This window comes from Campylobacter lari, from assembly GCF_004357905.1.
In the GTDB taxonomy this organism is placed as follows: Bacteria; Campylobacterota; Campylobacteria; order Campylobacterales; family Campylobacteraceae; genus Campylobacter_D; species Campylobacter_D lari_D.
The window spans coordinates 1-5,322 of record NZ_SMTT01000015.1; the positions used below are offsets into that span (position 1 = coordinate 1).

At 29.3% G+C, this 5,322-nt stretch carries 6 protein-coding genes; 1 reads left to right on the forward strand and 5 read right to left on the reverse strand.

The genetic code is table 11. The features are described 5' to 3' along the window. The 4 genes from E2O22_RS07715 to pseA all read right to left on the reverse strand — a co-directional run. Positions 1–789 (reverse strand): DegT/DnrJ/EryC1/StrS family aminotransferase (locus tag E2O22_RS07715; RefSeq protein ID WP_207921007.1); only part of this gene is annotated, 789 nt, incomplete at its 3' end. Beyond that, positions 786–1,526 (reverse strand): HisA/HisF-related TIM barrel protein, encoded by a 741-nt coding sequence (locus E2O22_RS07720; protein WP_133319968.1) that lies wholly within the window; start codon positions 1,524–1,526, stop codon positions 786–788. The genes E2O22_RS07720 and E2O22_RS07715, both read right to left, overlap by 4 nt. A gap of 1 nt (position 1,527) precedes the next feature. Further along, on the reverse strand, positions 1,528–2,139 hold the full coding sequence (hisH, locus tag E2O22_RS07725; protein ID WP_133319969.1) for an imidazole glycerol phosphate synthase subunit HisH: 612 nt from the start codon (positions 2,137–2,139) through the stop codon (positions 1,528–1,530). After that, complete coding sequence (gene pseA / locus E2O22_RS07730; RefSeq protein WP_133319970.1) at positions 2,136–3,272, reverse strand: pseudaminic acid biosynthesis protein PseA; 1,137 nt, start codon at positions 3,270–3,272, stop codon at positions 2,136–2,138. The genes hisH and pseA overlap by 4 nt, the downstream gene beginning before the upstream one ends. A gap of 111 nt (positions 3,273–3,383) precedes the next feature. Between pseA and E2O22_RS07735 the strand changes: the two genes are divergently transcribed. Then, positions 3,384–4,163 (forward strand): sulfite exporter TauE/SafE family protein, encoded by a 780-nt coding sequence (locus E2O22_RS07735; RefSeq protein ID WP_133319971.1) that lies wholly within the window; start codon positions 3,384–3,386, stop codon positions 4,161–4,163. Here the strand turns inward: E2O22_RS07735 and flhB are convergent. Next, positions 4,155–5,231, reverse strand: coding sequence for a flagellar biosynthesis protein FlhB (gene flhB / locus E2O22_RS07740; protein ID WP_133319972.1), 1,077 nt, complete (start codon positions 5,229–5,231; stop codon positions 4,155–4,157). The two genes, E2O22_RS07735 and flhB, sit on opposite strands and share 9 nt — an antisense overlap. Positions 5,232–5,322: the final 91 nt, after the last annotated feature.

Consider the following 5,322-nt stretch of genomic DNA (forward strand, 5'->3'; position numbering starts at 1 on the left):
TGACAATTTTGGATGAATAATTAAATCATGAATCATTTCTTGCTTATATATTTGCATCTTTTTAATTCTATTTTTACATATATGCTCTAATTGTTCTAATTTTTTGTATAAAATAAAATTATATTGTTCTACTTTGTAAAATTTTGTATATTTTAACAATAACTCTTGAAATTTAGTAAAATAATTATCATTTGATTTGTCTAGATTATAAAATTCTTTGCGATATTCTTGTAAATTATAATCTAAATCATCAAGAATAGGACTAGCAAGAGTATTATTAATACATCTTAACTTACTTAAGTCATTCATGCTTAATATAGCTCCACCCATAAAATCATTATCTAAAAATTTTGTATGTCCAAAACTAAATATAGATAAATCACAAAGTGGATTAACTTTATATGTTTGAGCACAATCTTCAATAATAAATATATCATGAAATTTGCAAAAATTGATAATATCATTGCTGCATATATGTCCATAAACATGAGCTAACAATAATGCATCAAAATTATTAGTTTTATAAATTTGTTTTATACTATCCAAATCCATTACATAATCATCTAAACTAATATCACAAAATTCATAGTCTAATCCTGCTCTAATAGCTGCTATAACTACCTGAGGACATATAATATTTGGAATTAAAATTTTTGTCCTGCCTAACGATTTTATATATAAAAAACTAATATATAAAGCACTAGTTCCAGAATGAGTATATAGGCAATGATGTACATTAAATTTATAAGCAATTTTTGATTCTAATTCTTGAAATTGATTTACAATCATAAGGCAATCCTCACGGGGATATCATTTTTTAAAAGCTCATTTTTAACATCATTTGGAGTATATTGACTAAAATGAAATATATAAGCACCAGCTAATGCATTCGCACCAAGTTGTATAGCTTTTACGCCATCTTGAGGCTTAGAAAGTCCTCCATTGATAATGAGTGGAATTTTTAATTTACCTTTGAAATACTCTAGTAATTCCCAATCATACCCCAAAGAACTTCCTTCTTTATCAACACTTGTTAAAAGTATCTCCCCTGCTCCTAAAGATTCGTATTGTAATGCAAGTTCTAGCGGATCAATATCTAAAATTTCATTATTAAAAACTTTAAATTTATTTTTGTCTTTTTTTACATCAATCGAGCATACTACACAAGAGCTTCCAAAAGTATTTGCCACCTTTTTAATAAAATCTAGATTTTGCAAAGCCATAGAATTAATACTAATTTTATCAGCACCTATATCTAACACTTTTCTAATATCTTCTAAAGTTCTAATCCCACCTCCAATAGTTAAAGGCATAAAGCATTCATTAGCTATATCTTCTAAGCTTTCAAAATCTATAACACCATTTTTATTGATATCCAAAACTATAAGCTCATCAACATTTCTAGCATTATATATCCTAGCTGTGCTTATTACATGCCCTATAGTTCTAAAAGAAGAAAAATTGATACTTTTTACAAGCTGATGATCTTTTAATAACACGCAAGGTATAATTCTTGTTTTAAGCATACTAGGCCTTTAAATTTGCAAAATTTTCCAAAAGTTTCAAACCTACATTTTGGCTTTTTTCAGGGTGAAATTGCACAGCAAAAATATTATCTTTTTCAAAACTTGCACAAAAAGGTTTTTCATACTCACAAAAAGAAGTTTCCACACTTTCTAAACACTCTACATAATAAGAATGCACAAAATAAAAATCACTTTTTTCTAAAATTCCATCAAATAGCTTGCTTTTTTTATCACTAAATTGTAAATCATCCCAACCACTATGCAATAATTTTTCTTTACTTAAATCAAATTTCAAAACCTTTGCTTTTATAAAATCAAGCCCTTCGCACTCTCCGCCCTCATATCCCTTACTAGCAAAAAGTTGCATACCAAGACAAATCCCCAAAATAGGCTTTTTATCTTTTAAAACACATTCTTTTAAAAGCTCATCTAGTGCAAGTTTTTTTAAATTTTCCATACCTTGTTTAAAAGATCCAACGCCTGGTAAAACTAATTTAGAGGCATTTTTTATATCTTCTTTTTTAGAACTTATAATCACTTCTTGATTAAGTTTTTCAAAAGCTTTCAAAACAGATTTAAAATTTCCAAGATGATAATCAACAATACAAATCATTTCAAAACAAACTCATCTTTTTTTATCAATGATCCATCACTATCTCTTAAGAATTTACCATTTTCATCGCGTTTAAATATCTTTTTATTAGTATAAGAATCGACAATTTTTTCAAATTCTTTTTCACTAAAACCACTAAATTCCAAATACTTCTTAATAGCCTTTTTAGGTGGCTTTCCATCATATTTATTTACAAGTCTCACGCCCTCTTCACGGCTAATATAGCCAAGTCTTATATCCAAGCACGCATTATCCGTAGCTCTTCCAAAACCATATTTGCAGTATTTTAAATAATCATGCACATGATTTGAATAACAATCTAAATTTTCAAAATTCTCATAAGTAGTTTCAACTGGTTTTGTACTAGTTTTAAAGCCATTTTCTTTAGATATTTTTAAATTATACTTATAATCCCATTTAAAATAATATCCCAAAAATAACCCTGTAACTCCTACTCTTTGAAGCTCTTCATCACTTGGATAAGTATAAAAATATAAATCCTTTTCTCTAATACCATCAACACCAATCATATCAGAAATTCTATTACCCAAAAGTCCGCCAAATTCTTCAAGCCACTCTCTACCTAAAGTGTTTTTTTCTTTAGAGCTAGCTGGCCCACCATACTCAATCTGCGGACTTTCCCCCCAAATAATCAAAGGAATACCAAAAGCAACAGCTACTTTTGGAACACATGTAAAAATCCCCAAATGGTTTTGCCATTCATTATCACCCGTTCTTATAAAAGCTTCGCGGGCCAATTTTTTATACACCAAAGGATTTCTTTTGATATGGATTAAATCAACACCAAGATTGTTTAAATTTTTTAAATTTTTTTTACCTATTTTAGTAGGAATACTTGGTTCAAAACAAACACACAAAGGATTAAGTCCAAGTTCAAGACATTTTAAAACTTGAAAGGTAGAATCCTTACCACCACTTACTCCTATCACACAATCATACACAGGATGTTTTTTATATTTTTTCACGAGTTCTAGAAATTCTTTTTCACGCTCTTGCCAATTTATCTCATGATTTTTAGCTTCTTGCGAGCAACACGCATCACAAATTCCCTCATCATTAAAATGCAAATCAGGTTTAGTATCTGGCATAACGCATTTTTTACAAAATTTCATATTAACTCCAAAAAATCTTTATAGTCATCATAAATCGACTATGATTATATTTTCTAAAGATAAATAAATTTTATTTTGTTACAATATTTTTTATTTAAAGGTTTATAAATTATGGATTTAACTTTACTTCCTTATATGATTATAGGAATTTTTTCAGGTATGGCTTCAGGGGTTTTTGGCATAGGTGGTGGTATGATTATCGTTCCTTTCATGCTTACTTTAGGACTTAGCTCTCATCATGCTGTTGCAATTTCTGTTGTACAAATGATTTTTGCTTCTATTTTTGGCTCCTATTTAAACTATAAAAAGAAAAATTTAATCTTAAAAGATGGACTTATCATAGGCTTTGGAGGCTTTTTAGGTGCGATGTTTAGCGGGCTTTTACTCTCATATTTTTCAGATATAACCTTAACAAGTATTTTTCTATGCGTGAGTATTGTATTCTTTTTAAAATTTGCTTTTAATCAAAAAAGCACCATTGGAAACATTAACCACTCTAATATCTTAAAAAATTCTATTTTGCTAATTTGTGGCGTATTTACAGGAATTTTTGCTATATCTTTAGGAATTGGTGGTGGGCTTTTAATTACCCCTATTTTAGCTTATTTTTTAGGCTATGATACTAAAAAAGTAGTGCCACTTAGTTTATTTTTTGTAATATTTGCTTCAATTTCAGGAATTAGTTCTTTTGTGTATAATGATATCATTGATAAAGAAGTGTTACAAAATGGAAGCTTAGTAGGATTTAGCTCTATGCTAGGAGTTTATCTTGGTATAAAAATCATGGAAAAAATCAATCTTAAATCCCACCGCATAGCACTTTTAGGTATTTACACCCTTTCTATAACTATGACCATTATAAGCTTGATTAAAAAGCTAAATTTATTTTAATCTATCGGCAAATTTTTGTCTATTGGAAGTATAAACAAAGCTTAAAACCTCTGCCACTGCTTTAAAAAGCTCTGGTGGAATAAGATCATTTACCTCGCAAGCTTTATAAAGTTCTCTAGCTAAAGGAGGATTTTCATAAATCATAACATTGTATTCATATGCCATATCTTTAATACGCAAAGCTAAAAAATCCACCCCCTTAGCTAAAACTTTTGGTGCAGCTTCTTTGGAACTATCATAACGCAAAGCAACCGCATAGTGGGTAGGGTTAGTAATCACAACATCAGCACTAGCAACATCTTGCACCATTCTACGCCTTGCTGCTTCCATTTGCAAACGACGAATTCTTCCTTTTACCAAAGGATCTCCCTCGCTTTGTTTAAATTCATCTTTAACCTCTTGCTTACTCATGCGTAAGTTTTTAAAGTATTGATACCTTACCAAAAGTACATCTAAAAGCCCTATAATCAAAAAAGCTATAATAACAATAGCTGCAAGTATAATAGCTTTATCCCTAAGCCATAAAAGTTGTGGATAAATCGTATAAAGTTCTACTCTAGGAAGTTCTTTCATAAATTGCAATAAAAAAACAAAAGCTATACCAAATACAACACCGACTTTAAGTATAATTTTCAAAGCTTCAATAATCTTTTTTAAAGAAAAAAGATTTTTAAGCCCGTTAATAGGATTAATTTTATTAAAATTTGGAGTAATGGGCTTAGTAGTAAAAATAAAACCAAACTGCATTAGATTTCCAAGCACACCCGCTACCATAATTACTAAAGTAATAGGCAATACCATAATAAACATCTCTATCATAGTTTTTATAATGATTTTTTGTAAAATCTTTAAATCAATTTCAATACCTATAAAACTTTGATAAAAACGATATAAACCGCTAATTCTCTCACCTATAAAAGGCATCATAAACAACACCACAACCACAGCTATAATAAGTACAGCCACAGCAGATGCATCTTGACTTTTTGGGACATTTCCTTCTTGTCGCGCATCTTCTATTTTCTTGGATGTGGGTTCTTCTGTTTTCTCTTGATCATCAGCAGCCATAAAAAACCTTTAAAAAATTTAAAGCAAGATTATAGCATTTTATCAAGTATCTGCTAATAAAATCTTATATCACTCAAACTAAACCCATTAA

Coding starts and splice junctions, on each gene's coding strand:
- hisH (WP_133319969.1), bottom strand. CDS start 2,139: ATGATTTGTATTGTTGATTATCATCTTGGAAATTTTAAATCTGTTTTG.
- flhB (WP_133319972.1), bottom strand. CDS start 5,231: ATGGCTGCTGATGATCAAGAGAAAACAGAAGAACCCACATCCAAGAAA.
- pseA (WP_133319970.1), bottom strand. CDS start 3,272: ATGAAATTTTGTAAAAAATGCGTTATGCCAGATACTAAACCTGATTTG.
- E2O22_RS07735 (WP_133319971.1), top strand. CDS start 3,384: ATGGATTTAACTTTACTTCCTTATATGATTATAGGAATTTTTTCAGGT.
- E2O22_RS07720 (WP_133319968.1), bottom strand. CDS start 1,526: ATGCTTAAAACAAGAATTATACCTTGCGTGTTATTAAAAGATCATCAG.